We start from the raw sequence: 19,843 nt of genomic DNA, 5'->3' as shown, positions 1-19,843 counted from the left end.
AACCAGCCCTCGGCATCCAACGCCGACTGGCCCATCTAAGAACAAGAACGAGGTGCCCGATGTTTTCTCCTGCCTGTGTTCCGCCCGGGGTCAACCCATGAACCGCCGTCCCCTGAGCGTGGGCATCATTGCCAACCCGGCTTCGGGGCGTGATGTGCGCCGCCTGACCGCCAATGCCGGGCTGTTCTCCAGCACCGACAAGGTCTCGGTGATCCAGCGTCTGCTGGCGGCCTTCGGCGCCACCGGCATCGAGCAGGTGCTGATGCCCACCGACATGACCGGTATCGCCGCCGCGGTGCAGAAGAACAGCCACAGCCGCCAGGCCCGGGAGCAGCACTGGCCGGCCCTGGAGTTCCTCGACCTGACCCTGCGCCAGAGCGTTGAGGACACCCGCCAGGCGGCCCGCTGGATGGCTGAACGCGGGGTGGCGCTGATTGCTGTGCTCGGTGGCGACGGCACCCACAAGGCGGTGGCCGCCGAGGTCGGCGATATCCCGCTGCTGACCCTGTCCACCGGCACCAACAACGCCTTTCCAGAGCTGCGCGAAGCCACCAGCGCCGGGCTGGCCGGCGGGCTCTACGCCAGCGGCCGGGTGCCCCGCGAAATTGCCCTGCGACGCAACAAGCGCCTGCTGGTGCGCGAGCCGTCCAGGGGCCTGCGGGAGGTGGCCCTGGTGGACGTGGCGGTGTCGCCCTTGACCTTTGTCGGGGCCCGGGCCATCAGCCGCGCCAGCGACCTGGCGCAGGTCTTCGTGACCTTTGCCGAGCCGCAGTCCATCGGTATTTCCGCCCTGTGCGGGCTGTGGCTGCCGGTCACTCGCCAGGCCCCCCACGGCGCCTGGATGCGCCTGGACCCGCAATCCCCCGAGGCGCTGCTGGTGCCCCTGGCTCCCGGCCTGTTGCAGGGCTGCGGGGTGCTGGAGGCCGGCTACCTGCAAGCCGATGTGCCCCAGCCCCTGTGCCTGAGCGCCGGCACCCTGGCCCTGGATGGCGAGCGCGAGATCGAGTTCAACCCCGGTGATCGGCCCACGGTCACCCTGGATGCCGGCGGCCCGCTGAGCATCGACGTCAATGCGGTCCTGGAACACGCGGCGCGCCAGCGCCTGCTGGCCATCGACCGCCATCACCGGCAACACCCCGAGAACCTTCAGCCTGAAGACACCCCTGGAGAATAAAAATGTCGACACCCCTGACCTCTGACCAACTGCTGCACGCCTACCGGGTGATGCGCACCATCCGCGCTTTCGAAGAGCGCCTGCACGTGGAGTTCGCTACCGGCGAGATCCCTGGTTTCGTCCACCTCTACGCCGGCGAGGAGGCATCGGCCGCCGGGGTCATGGCCCACCTGCGCGATGACGATTGCATTGCCTCCAACCACCGTGGCCACGGTCATTGCATCGCCAAGGGCGTGGACGTCTACGGGATGATGGCCGAGATCTACGGCAAGAAGACCGGGGTCTGCCAGGGCAAGGGCGGCTCCATGCACATCGCCGACTTCGAGAAGGGCATGCTCGGCGCCAACGGCATCGTCGGCGCCGGGGCGCCGCTGGTGGTGGGCGCGGCCCTGGCTGCCCGGCTGCAAGGCACCGACGGTGTGTCGGTGGTGTTCTTCGGCGACGGCGGCTCCAACGAAGGCGCGGTGTTCGAGGCCATGAACATGGCCTCGGTGTGGAACCTGCCGTGCCTGTTCATCGCCGAGAACAACGGTTACGCCGAGGCCACGGCGTCCAACTGGTCGGTGGCCTGCGACCACATCGCCGACCGCGCCGCCGGCTTCGGCATGCCCGGGGTGACGGTGGACGGTTTCGATTTCTTCGCCGTGCATGAAGCCGCCGGCGCCGCCGTGGAACGGGCTCGGGCCGGGGAGGGGCCGTCGCTGATCGAGGTCAAGCTGACCCGCTACTACGGCCACTTCGAGGGCGACGCCCAGACCTACCGCGCCCCCGACGAGGTCAAGCATTACCGCGAGCACAACGACTGCCTGATGCAGTTCCGCGAACGCACCACCCGTTCGGGCCTGGTGCAGGCCAGCCAGCTGGACCAGATCGATGCCGACGTGGAAGCGCTGATCGAGGACGCGGTGCGCAAGGCCAAAAGCGATCCCAAACCGAGCCCGGCCGATCTGCTCAGCGACGTGTATGTCGCCTACCCCTGAGCACCTGCCCGCGATCTGCCGCTCGGCGCATGTGCCCTGAGCGTCGCTCGCTAGATCGTGAACAGGTTCTAAAGCCTCCTCCAAGAACAACAAGAGACCATCATCATGGCGAGAAAAATCAGTTACCAGCAGGCCATCAACGAAGCCCTGGCCCAGGAAATGCGTCGCGACCCCAGCGTGTTCATCATGGGTGAAGACGTGGCCGGCGGTGCCGGCGCCCCCGGCGACAACGATGCCTGGGGCGGTGTGCTCGGGGTGACCAAGGGCCTTTACCACCAGTTCCCCGGGCGGGTGCTGGATACCCCGTTGTCGGAGATCGGCTACGTCGGCGCCGCGGTCGGCGCCGCCACCCGTGGCGTGCGCCCGGTGTGCGAGCTGATGTTCGTCGACTTCGCCGGCTGCTGCCTGGACCAGATCCTCAACCAGGCGGCGAAGTTTCGCTACATGTTCGGCGGCAAGGCCCAGACCCCGCTGGTGATCCGCACCATGGTCGGCGCCGGCCTGCGCGCCGCAGCCCAGCACTCGCAGATGCTTACCTCGCTGTGGACCCACATCCCCGGGCTGAAAGTGGTCTGCCCGTCGTCGCCCTACGACGCCAAGGGCCTGCTGATCCAGGCTATCCGCGACAACGACCCGGTGATCTTCTGCGAGCACAAGCTGCTCTACAGCCTGCAGGGCGAAGTGCCGGAAGAGTCCTACGCGATTCCCTTCGGCGAGGCCAACTTCCTGCGCGACGGCAAGGACGTGACCCTGGTGTCCTACGGGCGCACGGTGAACACCGCGCTGGAGGCGGCCCGCGCCCTGGCCGGGCGCGGCATCGATTGCGAGGTGATCGACCTGCGCACCACCAGCCCCCTGGACGAAGACAGCATCCTGGAAAGCGTGGAGAAGACCGGGCGTCTTGTGGTCATCGACGAAGCCAACCCGCGCTGCTCCATGGCCACCGACATCTCGGCCCTGGTGGCGCAGAAAGCCTTCGCCGCCCTCAAGGCACCGATCGAAATGGTCACCGCGCCCCATACGCCAGTGCCGTTCTCCGACGTCCTGGAAGACCTGTACATCCCCGACGCGGCGAAGATCGAGAACGCCGTGCTCACCGTGATCGAGTGGAGCCGCTGATGAGCCAGATCCATACCCTGACCATGCCCAAGTGGGGCCTGTCGATGACCGAAGGCCGGGTCGATGCCTGGCTCAAGGAAGAGGGGCAGAGCATCAGCAAGGGCGATGAAGTGCTGGACGTGGAGACCGACAAGATCTCCAGCAGCGTCGAGGCGCCGTTCTCCGGCATCCTGCGCCGGCAGATCGCCCGCCAGGACGAGACCCTGGCAGTGGGCGCGCTGCTGGGCATCGTGGTGGAAGGCGAGGCCAGCGACGCCGAGATCGACGCGGTGATCGAGCAGTTCCAGGCCAGCTTCGTGCCCGGCGACAGCGCCGACGAAGACAGCGGCCCGGCGCCGCAGAAGGTCGAAATCGGCGGCCGGCTGATCCGTTATTTCGAGCGTGGTGAAGGCGGCACGCCGCTGCTGCTGGTGCACGGTTTCGGCGGCGACCTCAACAACTGGCTGTTCAACCACGAAGCCCTGGCAGCCGGGCGCCGGGTGATCGCCCTCGACCTGCCGGGCCACGGCGAATCGGCCAAGGTCCTGCAACGGGGCGACCTGGACGAGTTGAGCCAAGTGCTGCTGGCGCTGCTGGATCACCTGGACATCCCCGTGGCCCATCTGGTGGGCCACTCCATGGGCGGTGCGGTGGCCCTCAACACCGCTCGGCTGGCGCCGCAGCGGGTGCGCTCCCTGACCCTGATCGGTAGCGCCGGGCTGGGCCGCGAGATCAACGGCGACTACCTGCAAGGCTTTGTCGAGGCGGGCAACCGCAATGCGCTGAAGCCGCAACTGGTGCAACTGTTCTCCAATGCCGAGCTGGTGAACCGGCAGATGCTCGACGACATGCTCAAGTACAAGCGCCTGGAAGGGGTGCAGGCGGCCCTTGGGCAACTGGCGGGCACGTTGTTCGCCGACGGCCGCCAGCAGGCTGACCTGCGGCCGGTAGTGCAGGACGGTGCGCAGCCGGTGCTGGTGATCTGGGGCAGCGACGACCGGATCATCCCGGTGAGCCACAGCGCCGATCTCAAGGCGCAGATCGAGGTGCTGCCGGGGCAGGGGCACATGGTGCAGATGGAAAGCGCGGAACAGGTCAACCGCCTGATCCTCGACTTCATCCAGCAGCACTGAGGTTTTCTGCGGCGGCCAGGGGGCCGTCGCAGCTCTACGACAATCAGGAGAAGCCACGATGAGTGTTTCCCTCAAGCCTGTTGCCAGCATGCGCGCCGCGGTCTGGCACGGCCGCCACGATATCCGCGTCGAGGACGTGCCGCTGCCCGACGCGCCGCCTGCCGGCTGGGTGCAGATCCGCGTCGACTGGTGCGGCATCTGCGGCTCCGACCTGCACGAATACGTGGCCGGGCCGGTGTTCATTCCGGTGGAGGCGCCGCACCCGCTGACCGGGATCAAGGGCCAGTGCATCCTCGGCCACGAGTTCTGCGGCGAGATCGTTGCCCTCGGTGAAGGGGTCCGGGGTTTCAGTGTTGGCCAGCCGGTGGCGGCGGACGCCTGCCAGCATTGCGGCACCTGCTACTACTGCACCCATGGGCTGTACAACATCTGCGAAAACCTGGCCTTCACCGGGCTGATGAACAACGGCGCCTTCGCTGAATTGGTCAACGTGCCGGCCAACCTGCTGTACGCCTTGCCGGACAACTTTCCCGCCGAGGCCGGGGCCCTGATCGAGCCGCTGGCGGTGGGCATGCACGCGGTGAAGAAGGCCGGCAGTTTGCTCGGGCAGAACGTGGTGGTGGTCGGCGCCGGCACCATCGGCCTGTGCACCATCATGTGTGCCAAGGCCGCAGGCGCGGCCCAGGTGATCGCCCTGGAAATGTCCGGTGCGCGCAAGGCCAAGGCCCTGGAGGTGGGCGCCAGCCATGTGCTCGATCCCAAGGAATGCGACGCCCTGGCCGAGGTCAAGCGCCTGACCGGCGGGCTGGGGGCCGATGTCAGCTTTGAGTGCATCGGCAACAAGCACACCGCCAAGCTGGCCATCGACCTGATCCGCAAGGCCGGCAAGTGCGTGCTGGTGGGGATTTTCGAAGAGCCCAGCGAGTTCAACTTCTTCGAGTTGGTGGCCACCGAGAAACAGCTGCTGGGGGCCCTGGCCTACAACGGCGAGTTCGCCGACGTGATCGCCTTCATCGCCGATGGCCGCCTGGATATCACGCCGCTGGTGACCGGGCGCATCCAGCTGGAGGACATCGTCGGCCAGGGCTTCGAAGAGCTGGTCAACAACAAGGAGCACAACGTCAAGATCATCGTTTCACCAGGCCTGCTCTAGCGCCCGCCAGCGGGCGTCTTGGCGATGGCCGGCAGCGGCCATCGCACTTTTTTACAGTTTCGCGTTCTATGAGCAGGCCTGGCTGTGACGATCCCCGTTGCAGCCCGTGAATTCCGACCCGGTGCCGATGGCCTACGCTCCTTCTTCTTGCACGATGCAAACCCGGCTTCAGCCGCTGCTCCTGGCGGGCCTGTTGCTGCTCGGCGTCACTGGCTGCACCCAGCAGCAAGGGCGCGATATCGCCAACCAGTTTCGTAACGGCAAGGCCGACGAGTTCTTCCAGACCAGTGTCGACCGCATGGCCACCATCGGCATGCGCGACAACCTGCAGAGCCTGTACCTGCTGATGGGCAAGCTCTACCTGCGCAACCCCAGCCAGTGGCGCAAGTCCGGTTATCCGGATGGCACCACGGCGCAGCGGGAGATTCGCAATGCCATCGAGAAGCGCCAGCCGCTGCCGGCCCTGGGCGATCGCCGGGACCTGGCGGCCTTGAGTTTTTCCCTGAGCCCGGAGTTCCAGGGCGATCGGGTCGGGGCGTTCATCTATGCCATCGGCAGCATGCTGGTGACCGCCCATGGCGGGCGTACCGAGTTCTACATGACCGACGCCCTCGATCCGCAATTCATCAGCAACGCGGCGCGCAATATCGAGAAAGCCACCTGGATGCTCGGCCAGCGCCAGGATGCCCAGGGGGTACTGTTGCTGTTCTCCAACGAGATATCGGAGGAGGGCAGCAACCTGAGTTTTGCCGTGGAGTTCGGCAAGATCGTGGCGCGCCTGGATTTGCTGACGCAGATCCTCGACGAGCGTTACCGGCGGGTGGGGCTCAACTACGCGCAGAGCCTGTTGCTGATGAATTTCCTGCCGGTACAGTAGGCCGCGCCAGCAGCGTGGGCCTGTAGCCGCTGTCGAGCCACGGCGAGGCTGCGCGAAGGCCCGCAGGGCCTTGCATGAGAATCTCCAGCAGGCCTCGACCCCCGCGACCCCTGCGGTGCCGTGCGCAGCCTGCGGCAGCGGCTACACGAGGTGGGCGTGGGGGCGTAGACTCGCGGTCCCACAAGAACACCAACAGGACGACCCATGAGTTCCCTGGGCTTCAAGCAGGTCGATGTCTTCAGCTCCACGCCTTTCAAGGGCAATCCCGTGGCCGTGGTGTTCGATGCCGACGAACTCGACGAGAAGCAGATGGCGACCTTCGCCAACTGGACCAACCTCAGCGAAACCACCTTCATCCTCAAGCCTCGCGACCCGCGGGCCGACTATCGCCTGCGGATCTTCACCACCCAGGAGGAGTTGCCGTTCGCCGGCCATCCGACCCTGGGCAGTTGCCACGCCTGGCTGGAGTCCGGTGGCGTGCCCCAGGGTGAGGAGATCATCCAGGAATGCGCGGTAGGCCTGGTGCGCATTCGCCGCCAGGAGCGGCAGCTGGCATTCCTGGCACCGCCCTTGTTGCGCTCCGGGCCGGTGGCGGCCGAACTGCTGGAACAGGTGCGCCTGGGCCTGCGCCTGGCCCCCGGGGCGATCGTCGCGGCCCAGTGGGTCGACAATGGCGCCGGCTGGCTGGCGGTGATGCTCGCCAAGCGTCAGCAGGTGCTGGAACTGCAGCCGGATTACCCGGCGTTGACCGGGCTGGCGGTGGGGGTGATCGCGCCTTGTGACTCTCTGCGCGACGACACCGATGCGCAGTTCGAGGTGCGAGCCTTCATCGCCGGCGACGGCATGCTCGAGGACCCGGCCACCGGCAGCCTGAACGCCGGCATTGCCCAGTGGTTGCTCGGGGCGGGGCTGGCGCCGTCGCGCTACCGTGTCAGCCAGGGACTGAGCATGGGGCGCGCCGGGTGCATCGAGGTGGAGCAGGTGGGCGACGAGGTGTGGATCGGTGGCACGGCGCAGACGTGCATCGAAGGGCGCCTGGGTCGTCTTCCGGAAAACGTTCGCCAGTGCGGCCATGCCTCCTCGGCCACTGAACCGGGGCGTCCATGAACCGGCTGTGCGCTGGCCTGGTGGGCGCCCTGGTTTTCAACCCGTTGCTGTGCGTTGCCGACACCGCACCGATCAAGCCGCAACCCCACCCGGTGACCTTGCCCGGCAAGACACCAGGCAGCGATCCTGCGGCACCAGCGAACCCGGCGCGCGCACCCGGCGCGACGGTGATTGCCATCCAGGCCTCATGCACCCTGCCGGCCACGCCGTCACCCGGCAAGGTGGTTGAAATCTATTGGACCCAGGGGCCCGGTGATCATCGTGTCGTGGGAGGGGAGGCCGACCACTACGTCGACCTCAACCTGATCGTTCGCACCCAGGGCTACAAGCCTGGCGAATGCATCGAAGCGACGATCAGCGCCGAAAATGAAGACGATGACATTGCCGACTCGATCAGCAAGATCGTCCTCAGGGGCAAGGTCAACGGCGAAGGCCTGGCCTACTTCAAGACGCCGCTCAAGCACTACACCCTCAACCTGCAAGGCGATGAGCTGCAGGAGTGAGGCGTGTCCGCTCGAGTACCAGAAGCAGCGGCAAGCGTGCCGCTGCCTTGTTTCGGCTGTTGCGTCAGATGGTCGCAGCCTCGTCCGGCTCCGTGGGGTAAACCGCGCAAACACGGGGCTTGGCGGTGATTGTTACGGTTTCGGCAAGGCTTTCTTGAGTGTCCCGGGTTTGTACCCTGGCGGCGGCAGGCATAAGCTTTCTGCCTTTTTTCGACATCGCTCGTGTTGTCCCGCGCTCAGCCTTAGGAAAAATCATGTCCAGCCAGTTCCCTGAAGCCCGTCCTCGTCGCCTGCGTCGTTCCGAACAACTGCGCAGCCTGTTCCAGGAAACCGAATTCACCCTCAACGATCTGGTGCTGCCGATCTTCGTCGAGGAGGAAATCGACGATTTCGTACCGATCAAGAGCATGCCCGGGGTGATGCGCATTCCGGAATCCAGGCTCGCGGGTGAAATCGAGCGCTACGCCCGGGCCGGGATCAAGTCGGTGATGACCTTCGGCGTCTCCCATCACCTGGACTGCGACGGCAGCGACACCTGGCAGGAGAACGGCCTGGTGTCGCGCATGTCGCGCATCATCAAGGGCGCGGTGCCGGAGATGGTGGTGATGTCCGACACCTGCTTCTGCGAGTACACCGAGCACGGCCATTGCGGCGTGATGCACGGCCATGAAGTGGACAACGACCAGACCCTGGCCAACCTCGGCAAGCAGGCCGTGGCCGCGGCCCGTGCCGGTGCCGACGTGATCGCGCCGTCGGCGGCGATGGACGGCCAGGTCCAGGCCATTCGCCGGGCCCTGGACGCCGCCGGTTTCACCCAGACGCCGATCATGGCCTATTCCACCAAGTTCGCCTCGGCGCTTTACGGTCCGTTCCGCGAAGCCGGTGGCAGCGCGCTCAAGGGCGATCGCAAGAGCTACCAGATGAACCCGATGAACCGCCGCGAAGCAGTGCGCGAATCGCTGCTGGACGAACAGGAAGGCGCCGACTCGCTGATGGTCAAGCCGGCGGGCGCCTACCTCGACATCATCCGCGACATCCGTGAAGCCTCGCGCCTGCCGGTCGCGGCGTACCAGGTCAGCGGCGAGTACGCGATGATCAAGTTCGGTGCCCAGGCCGGTGCCATCGACGAGCAGCGCGTGGTACGCGAGAGCCTGGGCTCGATCAAGCGTGCTGGCGCCGACCTGATCTTCACCTACTTCGCGATGGACCTGGCCCTGGCCGGGATCTGATACGTCGCGCCAGTGCCCCAGCCCACGGACGCCATCGCGGCGTTCGTGGCTATTGCCAAGCCTTCTGTCCCTACATGACAATGCGATTCATTATCAAATATGAATCCCGACTGTCATGCCCGCCGACGACTTAACCCTGCGCTGCGCCGTCAACGACCTCTACCTCGATCATCATGGCTGGCTCCAGGGGTGGCTGCGCCGCCGCCTGGGCAATACCTGCGATGCTGCCGACCTGGCCCAGGACACCTTCGTGCGGGTGCTCAAGGCCCGCAATGCCCTGGAGATCCGTGAGCCTCGGCCCTATCTGTCACGGATCGCCAATGGCTTGCTGATCGACCTGTTCCGCCGTCGCTCCCTGGAGCAGGCCTATCTGGAGGCCCTGGCCGAGGTGCCCGAGGCATTGCACCCGTCGCCAGAAGAGCAGGGCATGCTGCTGCAGGCCCTGATGGAAGTCGACCGCTTGCTCGACGGGCTGGGGGCCAAGGTCAAGCAGGCCTTCCTGCTGTCCCAGTGCGATGGCCTGACCTACGAGCAGATCGCCGTGCGCCTGGGGGTGTCGGTACGTAGCGTCAACAACTACATGGCCAAGGCGATGGAGCATTGCTGCCTGATGCAGATGCGGATGCAACGCGGATGAGCCTGCCACCGCTGCAATTGAGCGTCGGCGAACGCCAGGCCATCAGCGGCGCCGCTCGCTGGTATGCCCAGTTGCGCTCCGGTACGGCCAGCGAGCAGGAGCAGGCGGCGTGGCGCGAATGGCTGGCGGCCGATCCGTTGCACCGCGAGGCCTGGGCGCAGATGCAGGCACTGGGCGAGCAGATGTCGGCGCTGCCCGGTGGCCTCGCCGGTTCCACGTTGCGTGGGGCTGGGCGCTCGCGTCGTGAGTTGATGCGCAACCTGGTGGTGCTGGCTTCGGCGGGTTCCCTGGGGTGGCTGGGCTGGCGTAGCGACAGCGCCCAGCAACTGCTGGCCGACTACCGCACCCAGGTTGGCGAGCGTCGGGAAATACGCTTGGCGGACGGTAGTTCGCTGCTGCTCAATACCAATACGTCGGTCAACGTGCAGTTCGACGGCGAGCAACGCAAGGTGACGTTGCTGTGGGGCGAGATGCTGGTCAGCACCGGCGCCGACTCGTTGCAGCGGCCATTCCAGGTGTTCACCCGGCACGCCAGGGTGCTGGCCCTGGGCACGCGCTTCGTGCTGCGCAGCGACGAGCGCGAGGATCAGGTCGCGGTGCTCGAGCACGCGGTACAGGTCAGCCTCGGCCATGGCTCCGCACCACGCCGGGTCGAGGCCGGCCAGCAGTTGGCGTTCAGCGCCCGGGACTTTGCCGCGTTGCGGCCCAACGATGCTTCGGTGGGCGCCTGGCGCCAGGGCAGCATCATCGCCATCGACCGGCCCCTGGGGGACTTGCTCGCCGACCTTTCACGCTACCGGCGCGGGGTCTTGCAGTGCGATCCGCAGATCGCCGGGCTGAAGGTCTCAGGGGCCTTTCCCATCGACGACACCGATCGTGCCCTGGCGGCGCTGCAAAGCGGTTTCTCCTTGCAGGTCAAGCGTTATACCCGGTATTGGGTGCGTGTCTCCGGCAGCCATCTGAGCTGAATCCCTACGGGAAAAAATAATTGTTCTCGTTTGCACTATTGTCGGAGCTGATCCGGCTCATCCCCCAGTGGATTCATTTTCGAGCGTGGGGGATGGCAAAGCATGTCTGATGTACACAAGTCCAAGCGGGTGCTGGCAGTCAGGATCGGGTTATGGGGGGCGCTGACGGCCCACGGCGTGGTGCTGGCACCGGCAATGGCAGCGGCAGCGAGCGAGCAGATGGCAGTCCGCCATTTCGATATCGCCGCCGGTGAGCTCACCGAGGTGCTGAGCCGTTATGCCAGCGCCGCCGGTGCGGCGATTTCCTTCGATGCCCGGCAGACGAGCGGCCTGCGTTCAGCCGGCCTGAAGGGCGACTACGGCGTGCAGGAAGGTTTTGCCCGGATTCTCGCCGGCAGCGGCTGGCAGGCCGAGCCGCAGAACAACGGCAGCTACGTGCTGCGGCCCGTGCCCCAGGGCAGTGGCGCCCTGGAGCTGGGCACTACCCAGGTGCAGGGCCAGGAGCTGGGGGCCACCACTGAATACTCCGGCTCCTACACCACAGGCGCGGTGACCATCGGCAAGGGCCAGCACTCGCTCAAGGAAACCCCGCAGTCGGTGACGGTGATCACCCGCAAGATGCTCGATGACCAGAACCTCAACACCATCGACCAGGTGATGGAGAAAACCCCGGGCATCACCCTCTACGACTCGCCCATGGGCGGCAAGTACTTCTACTCCCGGGGCTTTCGCATGACCGGCCAGTACCAGTACGACGGCGTGCCCCTGGACATGGGCAGCAGCTACGTGCAGGCCGACAGCTTCAGCAGCGACATGGCCTTCTACGACCGGGTGGAGATCCTGCGCGGCGCCGCCGGCATGCTCAAGGGGGCGGGCGGCACGGCCGGCTCGGTGAACTTCGTGCGCAAGCGCGGCCAGGCCACGCCTCACACCGAGCTGACGCTGTCCGCCGGCAGCTGGGACAATTATCGGGGGCAGGTGGATACCGGTGGGCCGTTGAACGATGCCGGCACCATCCGCGGCCGGGCGGTGGTGACCCAGCAGACCCGGCAATATTTCTATGACCTGGGTGAGCGCAAGGACCAGGTCTACTACGGCGCCCTGGATTTCGATCTCAGTGACGACACCACCCTGGGCCTGGGCATGGCCTATGAAGACGTCGATTCGCGCCCGTGCTGGGGCGGCCTGCCGCGCTACAGCGACGGCAGCGACCTCAAGCTCGGCCGTTCGACCTGCCTGAACACCGCCTGGAACAACTCGCGCAGCAAGCGCGCGACCTATTTCGCCGACCTCAGGCAGCAGCTCAACGACGACTGGGCGCTGAAGGTGGCGGGGGTCTACAGCCGCAACACCCAGGACATCGAGTACGCCTTCCCCAGTGGCTCGGTGCCGGTGGGCGCCAGCCGCTCCAATACCCTGATGCTGGCCAGCATCTATGACTACGACCAGGTGGACTACGGCTTCGATGCCTATGTCGATGGGCACTTCCAAGCCTTTGGCCAGGAGCACGAGCTGACTGTCGGGGCCAACGCCAGCCGCTCGATCAAGGACGACTTCTATGCCGTGGCCAGCTTGCCGCAACGGCAGAATGTACTGGACCCTGATCACCACCTGCCCAAGCCCGATGACAGCTATTACCAGGGCAACTCCAGCCGGGGCGGCCCCTCTGATATGCGGATCCAGCAGCAAGGGCTGTATTCCACCCTGCGCCTGAAACTGGCCGACCCCCTGACCCTGGTCATGGGCAGCCGGGTCAGCTGGTACAAGTCGCAGAACGATGCCGTGGCCTACTGGCGCGAAACCCGCACGCCAACCAGCGCACGTTCCAGGGAAACTGGCGAGGTCACCCCGTTCGCCGGAGTCTTGTATGACCTCAATGACAACCTGACGGTGTATGCCAGCTATTCCAGCATCTTCACTCCCCAGGGCAGCTATCGGACCCTGGATGGCACCACCCTCAAGCCGCTGGTGGGCAAGAGCTATGAAGCGGGGATCAAGGGCGAGTGGTTCGACGGCCGCCTGAACAGCGCCTTCAGCCTGTTCCGCACGATCCAGGAGGATGCCCAGCAGGACGACCCGGCATGCCCCGACAGCACCTGCTCGATGAACTCGGGCAAGGTTCGTGCCCAGGGCTTCGAAGCCGAAGTCAGTGGCGAGGTGATCGAGCGCCTGCAGGTGCTGGCCGGCTACACCTACACCCAGACCAAGACCCTGGAGGATGCCAACCGCAACAACAACGGCCAGCCCTTCAATTCCTATGTGCCACGGCACCTGTTGCGGGTCTGGGGCGACTACCAGCTGGGCGGCGCCCTGGAGCGCTTCACCGTGGGGGCCGGGGTCAATGCCCAGAGTGACAATTTCCGCGTCTCGCCCACCAGCGGCAAGCACATCAGCCAGGCCGGTTATGCCATCTGGAACGGACGCATCGGCTATCGCATCGACGACACCTGGTCCCTGGCGCTGAACGGCAACAACCTGTTGGACAAGCGCTACTACACCACCATCGGCACCGAGAACTTCGGCAACTTCTATGGTGATCCGCGCAACTTCACCCTGTCGGTCAAGGCCGACTTCTGAGGCCCGTGCCGTGGGGCCGGCTGAGGCCGGAACCGTGCCAGTACCGGTGAGGGCGGCTCAGCCTTTCACGGCGCGTTGCGCAGCGCCGTGAAAGGCTGCGGGGATATCTGCTGCTCACGGAAATAGCGCTCCAGCACCCGTGGCTCGGCCGAGCGATCCACCAGTGCCACGTAGGTGTCGGGGCGCAGCAGGTACAGGGCGTTGTGCACCAGCCCGGCCTCGGCATGGGCGTCCAGCCAGGCGTAGACCCGCAACGCAATCCCTTCGGCCTGGCACCAGTTGCGCAAGGCCTCGTTCGCCTCGCCATACACATGCACCTGCCAGCCCAGGTACTGCAGGCTATCGAAATTGTCCTGGGTATCGTCCTTGACCCAGGGCAGGCGGTCACCGCCGTGTACCGGGCCGGCACTGCCGGCGCTCAGCGGCATGCCGCGATAGTTGAGGGTGATCTGCGACACGGTGCGAAACAGGAACTCCCGGGCTCGGTCGAAGGCGGTGATCCTGGGCAGCAGCAGGGGGGCCACGCGCGTGCGTACCAGGTAGGCGATCGGGCCGTCGGCGGTGGCGAAGCTGAACACTCGGTCGGTGGTGGCCACCAGGCGCCGGGCAAACTCCATGCGCTCGATGCCGTAGCTGTCCAGCAGCTGTTCGCTGGCCTGGCCGCCGAGCACCGCTGCCAGTTTCCAGGCCAGGTTGATGGCATCGCCGATGCCGGTGTTCATGCCCTGGCCACCCGCCGGGCTGTGCAGGTGGGCCGCATCGCCGAGCAGGAACGCCCGGCCACAGTGGAACTGCTCGGCCACCCGATGATGGACCCGATAGCTGGAGAACCAGTTGACCTGGCCGACCTGCACCTTGAGCTGGTGCATGGCCCGTTGGCTGACATCGTCGAAACGCAGCTGTTCCGGGTGTTCGGCGCGTTCGTCGCGCACGGTGCCGATCAGCCGGGCGCGGCCGCTCTGGGCCAGGGGAAACACCGCCAGGAAGTCGGCGTCGTCCAGGTCCACGTGCAACTGGCCGTCGAGACTCGGGCCGTCGGCCTCGACATCGGCGACGTAGAACACCTGTTGGTAGGTGCCTCCCGGAAAACCGGTGCCCAGGGTCTTGCGCACGATGGAGTGGGCTCCGTCGCAGCCGGCGAGGTAGAACGCCTGGCAGTGTTCTTCCCGGCCATCGGGGCCGCGCAGGCGGGCGTTGATCAGGTGGCCGTGGTCGGTGAAGGCCAGCAGTTCGGTGTCGCGCTCGACGCTGACTCCCAGCAGGGCCAGGCGCTCGATCAGCAGTCGCTCATGTTCGTCCTGGGGGAAGATCTGCAGGAACGGATAGGGAGTCAGGTCGCCGCCTATGGCCTCGAACGGCAGTTGGGCGACTCGTTCACCCTTGACCCACAGGTTCACCGCCGGCACGTGGTGTCCACGCTCGACGATGGCCTGGGTCAGATCCAGCTGGCGATACAGCTCGAGGGTCCGGGCCTGCACCGCCAGGGCCCGGGAGGTGGTGCCCGGGCCGTGGGTCTTGTCGATGATCCGCACCTTGACCCCTTGCCGGCGCAACCAGAGCGCCAGGACCAGGCCGGTGGGGCCGGCGCCGATGATCAGTACGTCGCTGCAGTTCATGTCTTTGTCCTCGGCAAGGGGTCAATGTCATGCGTCTGGCGGCGCCTGCCGCAGGTTCAGCGCTGGGCGAAGGCCAGGTTCAGGCCCAGGCCGGCAAAGCTGGCGGCGAAGCTGCGGCGCAACCAGCCCTGGACCCTGGGCGAGTCGATCACTGTGCGGCGAAACAGGTTGGCCAGCAGGCCGTAGAGCCCGAACACGACGAAGGTCATGGCCATGAACACGCCGCTCAGGAGCAGCATTTGCGGAACCGGGTCGCTGCCATCGTGGCTGATGAACTGCGGCAAGAAGGCGAGGAAGAAGATCGTCAGCTTGGGGTTGAGGATATTCAGCAGGCACGCCTTGAGCATCAAGGCGCCGGCGCTGCGACTGACCGCGGTGCCGTCCACTGCGAACGCCGAGCGATCGCGCCAGGTGGCGTAGGCCAGGTACAGCAGGTACGCGACCCCGGCGAACTTCAAGCCCTGGAAGGCCAGGGCGCTGGTGTGCAGGATCGCCGACAGGCCGAGGATCGAGGCCAGCAAGTGCGGGACGATCCCGGCGGTGCAGCCGATGGCGGTGAACAGGCTGGCGCGCTTGCCGGCCACCAGCGCGGTGGAAATGGTCAGGATCACGCCGCTGCCGGGAATCAGCACGACGATCAGGCTGGTGATCAGGAAATCCAGGTTCAGCATCCGGGCAGTACTCCATGGCAAGGCGGGGGAACCGCTGAACATACACCCTGGCGGGGTTGTGCAGTAGATGGATTCTAGTCCGCCTTGCTCCCGTTGCCCGACGATCTGAGCGGATCTGTAGCCGCTGTCGAGCCTGCAAGGCTGCGCCAAGGCCCGCAGGGCCTCCAGCACACGAATGATCGGGAGCAGGTGGCCAGCCTGCGGCAGCGCCGACACGCAGCCGGTCACGCTGGCCGCTGCCGAGCGGGGCCGGGGAACGGCGCCGCGGGTCATCGGTCGAAGCTCGCGGTTGTTGCTTTACTTGCAGGGACTTGTTCCCGCCACCCCTTGGAGAACCATGATTGTGTATCGCCTTGTCGGCAGTTTCCTCGGCCTGCTGTTGCTGGCCGGTTGCGCCAGCCAGCCCGGCACCCACGCCCCGAACCTGCCCCCGGAGAAGGTCCAGGCGCGCATCCTGCGGCTGTTGCCGGCCCAGGTGAATGATCGCCAGGGCTGGGCCCGGGACATCCAGGTGGCCTTCAGCGCCCAGGGGCTCGACCCCAGCCCCGGCAACCTGTGTGCAGTGCTGGCAGTGGCGGAGCAGGAGTCCACCTTCCAGGTCGACCCGGTGGTGCCGGGCCTGGGGCGCATCGCCCGCGAGGAGATCGATCGCCGGGCCGCCAAGGTGCATGTGCCGGCATTGCTGGTGGGGGCTGCGCTGCAGGTGCGCTCCAGCGACGGCCAGTCCTACAGCCAGCGCCTGGCCCGGGCCCGTACCGAAAAGGAACTGAGCGCGATCTTCGACGATTTCATCGGCCAGGTGCCCATGGGCCGGACCCTGTTCGGTGGGTTCAACCCGGTGCACACCGGCGGGCCGATGCAGGTCAGCATCGCCTTCGCCGAGAAGCACGCCGGCGATTATCCCTATTCGCCACAGGACTCGATCCGCCACGAGGTCTTCAGCCGCCGCGGCGGCCTGTACTTCGGCATCGCCCACCTGCTGGGCTATCCGGTGAGCTACCCGCAGCCGCTGTACCGCTTCGCCGACTTCAACGCCGGCTGGTACGCCAGCCGCAACGCGGCCTTCCAGGGCGCCGTGAGCCAGCTCACCGGAATCCGCCTGGCACTCGATGGCGACCTGATCCGCTACGACTCGATCCTGCCTGGCGGCACCGAACTGGCAGTGCGCACCCTGGGCAAGCAACTGGGCCTGCGCAACCCGGTCATTCGCGAGCAGTTGGAGCAGGGCGACAGTGCGCAGTTCGAGCAGAGCGCGCTGTATCGCAAGGTCTTCGCCCTGGCCGACCAGGCGGCGGGCAAGAGCGTGCCCCGGCAGTTGCTGCCGGGCATCGAACTCAAGAGCCCGAAAATCACTCGCCAGTTGACCACTGCCTGGTTCGCCAAACGCGTGGACGAGCGTTACCAGCGCTGCATGCAACGCCCGCTGTAGGACTGCTCGGCGTGCCGTTCTGGTCGATGGGCACCAGCTTGTCAGGTGCCCGGGAGCCGTGGCAGGATGCGCCATGATTTTTTTCCGGCTCGCCTCCCGCACCCATCACCATCGACCTCACTCCCGGGGCCGTGGTCGCTTGTGCGCGTCGAGCCGTCAGTCATCGAGCAATCGTGATCACTGACCCTCGATGAAAAAAAACCAAGGCGCCCCGCAAGGCGCCTTTTTTTATGCCTGTCAAAAACCAGAGGAAATACCCATGACCATGCTCCGTGGCACTCGAATGATCACCGGCGAACAAGCCGCCAACCTGCGTATCCTGGAGGGCCGGTTCCGGAGCTGGCTTCATCGAAGCGGGCGCTGAAGAAGTCATTGTCCCGGCGCTGTGGGGCCAGGACACCTTTATCGAAAAGGCCGGTGGCAGCGAAGTCATCGGCCAGATGTGGGCCTTCAACGACAAGGCCGGGCGGCCCTGCTGCCTGATCCCGGAAGCCACTGCGCTGTTCCAGGAAACTGCCGGCGAGCTGCTGATGGGGCGCGGACAGGCGGCCTTTTTCTACGTTGCTCGCTGCTATCGCTACGAGCGGCCGCAAGCCGGGCGCTATCGCGAATTCACCCAGTTGGGCCTGGAGATCCTCGGGCCCGATCCTCGCCAGGCACTGGAACAGGCCCAGCAGTTGTGTGTCGGGTTCCTGGAGGGGCTGGGGTTGGACTACGAGCTCGACCTCGGGGTCAAGCGCGGCCTGACCTATTACCTGGACGGCGAAGGTTTCGAGGTGCGTTGTCCGCGCCTGGGGGCGCAGCAGCAAGTGGTGGGCGCGGGAGCCTATCGCCAGGGGGCGGGGTTCGGTATTGGCCTGGAGCGTCTGCAACTGGCCCTGGAAGCCCAGGCTGGGTAACGGCTGTACGCGCCCGTGGAAAAAGCCCGGCCCTGTAGGAGCGAAGCTTGCTCGCGATGGTCGTTAACGTTGGCGTGTGTTTACTGGATAAACGCAGCGCTCTGAAGTCCATCGCGGGCAAGTCTCGCTCCTACCATTTCCTTAACTGAACGGCATTAGGCACGGGAGGCCGGGCTCTGGTCATCCGGCCCGGGTCATGGACGGCGGCGGACGAACTTGCGCCACAGCCAGACCCACAACAGCACCAGGGGGAAGGCGAGGATCACGAAAGGCAGCACATAGCTGCCCTTTTCCAGGGCCTCGGCGGTGCCGTTGGCCAGGTTGTCCAGCAGGTTGGCGAAGGCGCGCTTGAGGCTTGAGCTGCGCTGGCCGCTGTCGCTGGGCAGGAAGTTGAGGGTCAGGCGATTGGTGTCCAGCCGTCGTTGCTGGCCGGCGGCGGTCTGGGCCAGGGCTTGCAGGTCGTTCTCGATGCTCGCCTGCTCCTTGCTCAAGGCGATCAGGTCGCTGACGCTGATGTCCTTGCGCGCGGCCAGTTCGTCCAGCCGTTGCTGCTGGGCCTTGAGCCGCTGCTGCTGGCGCTGCACGTCGGCCACGGCGTCGGCCAGGTCCTCGGCGCTGGTGATGCGCTCGCCCAGTTCGGCGCCTTCGGCCGCCTGCTGGACCAGGGGCTCGACGCCGCCAGGGGCTATGCGCAGCACCACCTGGGCACGGTACTTGCCCTGTTCCAGGCGCAGGATGTTGCAGGCGCCGAACCGGGCCTGCTCACAGGCTTCGCGGGTTTGCACCAGGCGCGGTCCGATCTGCTCCGATGGCAACGACAGGGTCAGCTCATGTTCGTAGGCCAGCTGGGCGCCGGCCTGTCCCTGGGCTCCACCCAGGGCTACGGCGCTTCTGCCCTGATCACTGGGTGAGCAGGCGCTGAGGGCCAGTGCGCCCAGCAGGGCAAAGGCCAGTCGGCGAGGGCGGCGAGGGTGATCGTCCTGATGTTGCATGGGGGCTCCTTGGGTACTTGAAACTGCGCCGAGAGCGCAGGCGCGCATCTTACCGTTCTTCCCGCCCTGGCCACGATGGCGCCGTGGTTTATTTGCCGCAATTTCCCGGATGGATACTGATAGGCACTGCCTCGGATCGGCGCTACACCTGTGGCGACACGCAGCGATGGCGCTGCGTCCAGGCTCAAGGAGAGCGTCATGAGTGAAGCGGATATTCCCCAGGGCTTCAGCCCGCTGCCCCGCAGTACCCCGTTGCTGGAGCTGATCGGCCCGGTCTATGGCTGCGGCAGCGGCAGCGGGCTGCGCGTCGGCCTGCGGGCCGATACCCGGCACGCCAACGGTCGCGGTACTGTGCATGGCGGCATCATCGCCACCCTGGCGGATATCGGCATGGGCTACGCCATGGCCTTTGCCAGCGAGCCGCCCTTGCCGCTGATCACCGCCAGCATGCACCTCGACTACCTGGGGGCGGTGCAGGTGGGGGAGTGGCTGGAGGTGCGCCTGGAGCATTCCCGGCGCGGGCGACAGATTGCCTTCGCCACGGTGGTGTTGAGCGTTGGCGAGCGCGAGGTGGCACGAGCCAGCGGGGTGTTCGCGGTGCCGCAGTCGTCTCCGGTGCCAGCCTGATCCTGCGGCCGCTGCGCGCCCGTGCGCAGCCTTCGGCAGCGGCTACACGAAGCGAGCTGTAGCCGCTGCTGAGCCTGCGAAGCTGCGCCAAGGCCCGCAGGGCGTTCAGTGCAGGCATGTGCAGCCGCTGCGCGTTCGTGTGCAGCCTTCGGCAGTGGCCACACGGAGCGAAC

Annotated in this window: 17 protein-coding genes and 1 pseudogene; 15 read left to right on the top strand and 3 right to left on the bottom strand. The window is 66.2% G+C overall.

The features are described 5' to 3' along the window. Positions 1-75: 75 nt before the first annotated feature. The 12 genes and pseudogenes from LGQ10_RS08320 (at position 76) to LGQ10_RS08265 (ending at position 13,436) form a co-directional block, all read left to right on the top strand. Positions 76-1,155, top strand: a pseudogene (locus LGQ10_RS08320) (ATP-NAD kinase family protein). A 21-nt stretch (positions 1,156-1,176) separates the two neighbouring features. Beyond that, positions 1,177-2,154, top strand: a complete 978-nt coding sequence (locus tag LGQ10_RS08315) for a thiamine pyrophosphate-dependent dehydrogenase E1 component subunit alpha (RefSeq protein ID WP_226525268.1) — start codon at positions 1,177-1,179, stop codon at positions 2,152-2,154. Positions 2,155-2,259: 105 nt separating this feature from the next. Further along, on the top strand, positions 2,260-3,273 hold the full coding sequence (locus LGQ10_RS08310) for an alpha-ketoacid dehydrogenase subunit beta (protein WP_226525267.1): 1,014 nt from the start codon (positions 2,260-2,262) through the stop codon (positions 3,271-3,273). Beyond that, complete coding sequence (locus LGQ10_RS08305) at positions 3,273-4,385, top strand: acetoin dehydrogenase dihydrolipoyllysine-residue acetyltransferase subunit (protein WP_226525266.1); 1,113 nt, start codon at positions 3,273-3,275, stop codon at positions 4,383-4,385. The genes LGQ10_RS08310 and LGQ10_RS08305 overlap by 1 nt, the downstream gene beginning before the upstream one ends. A gap of 88 nt (positions 4,386-4,473) precedes the next feature. Further along, positions 4,474-5,538, top strand: a complete 1,065-nt coding sequence (locus tag LGQ10_RS08300) for a 2,3-butanediol dehydrogenase (protein WP_226526116.1) — start codon at positions 4,474-4,476, stop codon at positions 5,536-5,538. A 154-nt stretch (positions 5,539-5,692) separates the two neighbouring features. Then, a complete protein-coding gene (locus LGQ10_RS08295; protein ID WP_226525265.1) occupies positions 5,693-6,415 on the top strand; it encodes a hypothetical protein in 723 nt (240 codons plus the stop codon). Between the two features lie 204 nt (positions 6,416-6,619). After that, complete coding sequence (locus tag LGQ10_RS08290; protein ID WP_226525264.1) at positions 6,620-7,522, top strand: PhzF family phenazine biosynthesis protein; 903 nt, start codon at positions 6,620-6,622, stop codon at positions 7,520-7,522. Next, complete coding sequence (locus LGQ10_RS08285) at positions 7,519-8,025, top strand: hypothetical protein (RefSeq protein WP_226525263.1); 507 nt, start codon at positions 7,519-7,521, stop codon at positions 8,023-8,025. Before LGQ10_RS08290 ends, LGQ10_RS08285 begins: the two co-directional genes overlap by 4 nt. A 254-nt stretch (positions 8,026-8,279) precedes the next feature. Next, positions 8,280-9,254, top strand: a complete 975-nt coding sequence (gene hemB, locus LGQ10_RS08280) for a porphobilinogen synthase (RefSeq protein WP_058434017.1) — start codon at positions 8,280-8,282, stop codon at positions 9,252-9,254. 115 nt (positions 9,255-9,369) lie between these two features. Next, positions 9,370-9,891 carry a sigma-70 family RNA polymerase sigma factor gene (locus LGQ10_RS08275; protein WP_226525262.1) on the top strand — a complete coding sequence of 174 codons (522 nt, stop codon included), beginning with the start codon at positions 9,370-9,372 and terminating at the stop codon, positions 9,889-9,891. Further along, complete coding sequence (locus LGQ10_RS08270; RefSeq protein WP_058435551.1) at positions 9,888-10,859, top strand: FecR family protein; 972 nt, start codon at positions 9,888-9,890, stop codon at positions 10,857-10,859. The genes LGQ10_RS08275 and LGQ10_RS08270 overlap by 4 nt, the downstream gene beginning before the upstream one ends. Before the next feature lie 102 nt (positions 10,860-10,961). Continuing rightward, positions 10,962-13,436 carry a TonB-dependent siderophore receptor gene (locus tag LGQ10_RS08265; protein WP_226525261.1) on the top strand — a complete coding sequence of 825 codons (2,475 nt, stop codon included), beginning with the start codon at positions 10,962-10,964 and terminating at the stop codon, positions 13,434-13,436. Between the two features lie 65 nt (positions 13,437-13,501). On the opposite strand, the gene LGQ10_RS08260 is transcribed toward LGQ10_RS08265, so the two are convergent. Beyond that, positions 13,502-15,052 (bottom strand): FAD-dependent oxidoreductase, encoded by a 1,551-nt coding sequence (locus LGQ10_RS08260; protein ID WP_226525260.1) that lies wholly within the window; start codon positions 15,050-15,052, stop codon positions 13,502-13,504. A gap of 56 nt (positions 15,053-15,108) precedes the next feature. After that, complete coding sequence (locus LGQ10_RS08255) at positions 15,109-15,723, bottom strand: LysE family translocator (protein ID WP_226525259.1); 615 nt, start codon at positions 15,721-15,723, stop codon at positions 15,109-15,111. A 337-nt stretch (positions 15,724-16,060) separates the two neighbouring features. Between LGQ10_RS08255 and LGQ10_RS08250 the strand changes: the two genes are divergently transcribed. Continuing rightward, on the top strand, positions 16,061-17,152 hold the full coding sequence (locus LGQ10_RS08250) for a DUF1615 domain-containing protein (RefSeq protein WP_226525258.1): 1,092 nt from the start codon (positions 16,061-16,063) through the stop codon (positions 17,150-17,152). Between the two features lie 347 nt (positions 17,153-17,499). After that, positions 17,500-18,051, top strand: a complete 552-nt coding sequence (locus LGQ10_RS08245) for an ATP phosphoribosyltransferase regulatory subunit (protein ID WP_226526115.1) — start codon at positions 17,500-17,502, stop codon at positions 18,049-18,051. A 194-nt stretch (positions 18,052-18,245) separates the two neighbouring features. Here the strand turns inward: LGQ10_RS08245 and LGQ10_RS08240 are convergent, their stop codons facing one another. After that, the gene (locus LGQ10_RS08240) at positions 18,246-19,043 is read right to left on the bottom strand and encodes a DUF4349 domain-containing protein (RefSeq protein WP_058433517.1); all 798 of its coding nucleotides are present in this window, start codon (positions 19,041-19,043) and stop codon (positions 18,246-18,248) included. Positions 19,044-19,241: 198 nt separating this feature from the next. Here LGQ10_RS08240 and LGQ10_RS08235 point away from each other — a divergent pair, with 198 nt between their 5' ends. After that, the gene (locus LGQ10_RS08235; RefSeq protein ID WP_058433357.1) at positions 19,242-19,670 is read left to right on the top strand and encodes a PaaI family thioesterase; all 429 of its coding nucleotides are present in this window, start codon (positions 19,242-19,244) and stop codon (positions 19,668-19,670) included. Positions 19,671-19,843 lie beyond the last annotated feature (173 nt).

The organism is Pseudomonas sp. L5B5, assembly GCF_020520285.1.
Taxonomy (GTDB): domain Bacteria; phylum Pseudomonadota; class Gammaproteobacteria; order Pseudomonadales; family Pseudomonadaceae; genus Aquipseudomonas.
This window is presented reverse-complemented; position numbering and strand designations above follow the sequence as displayed.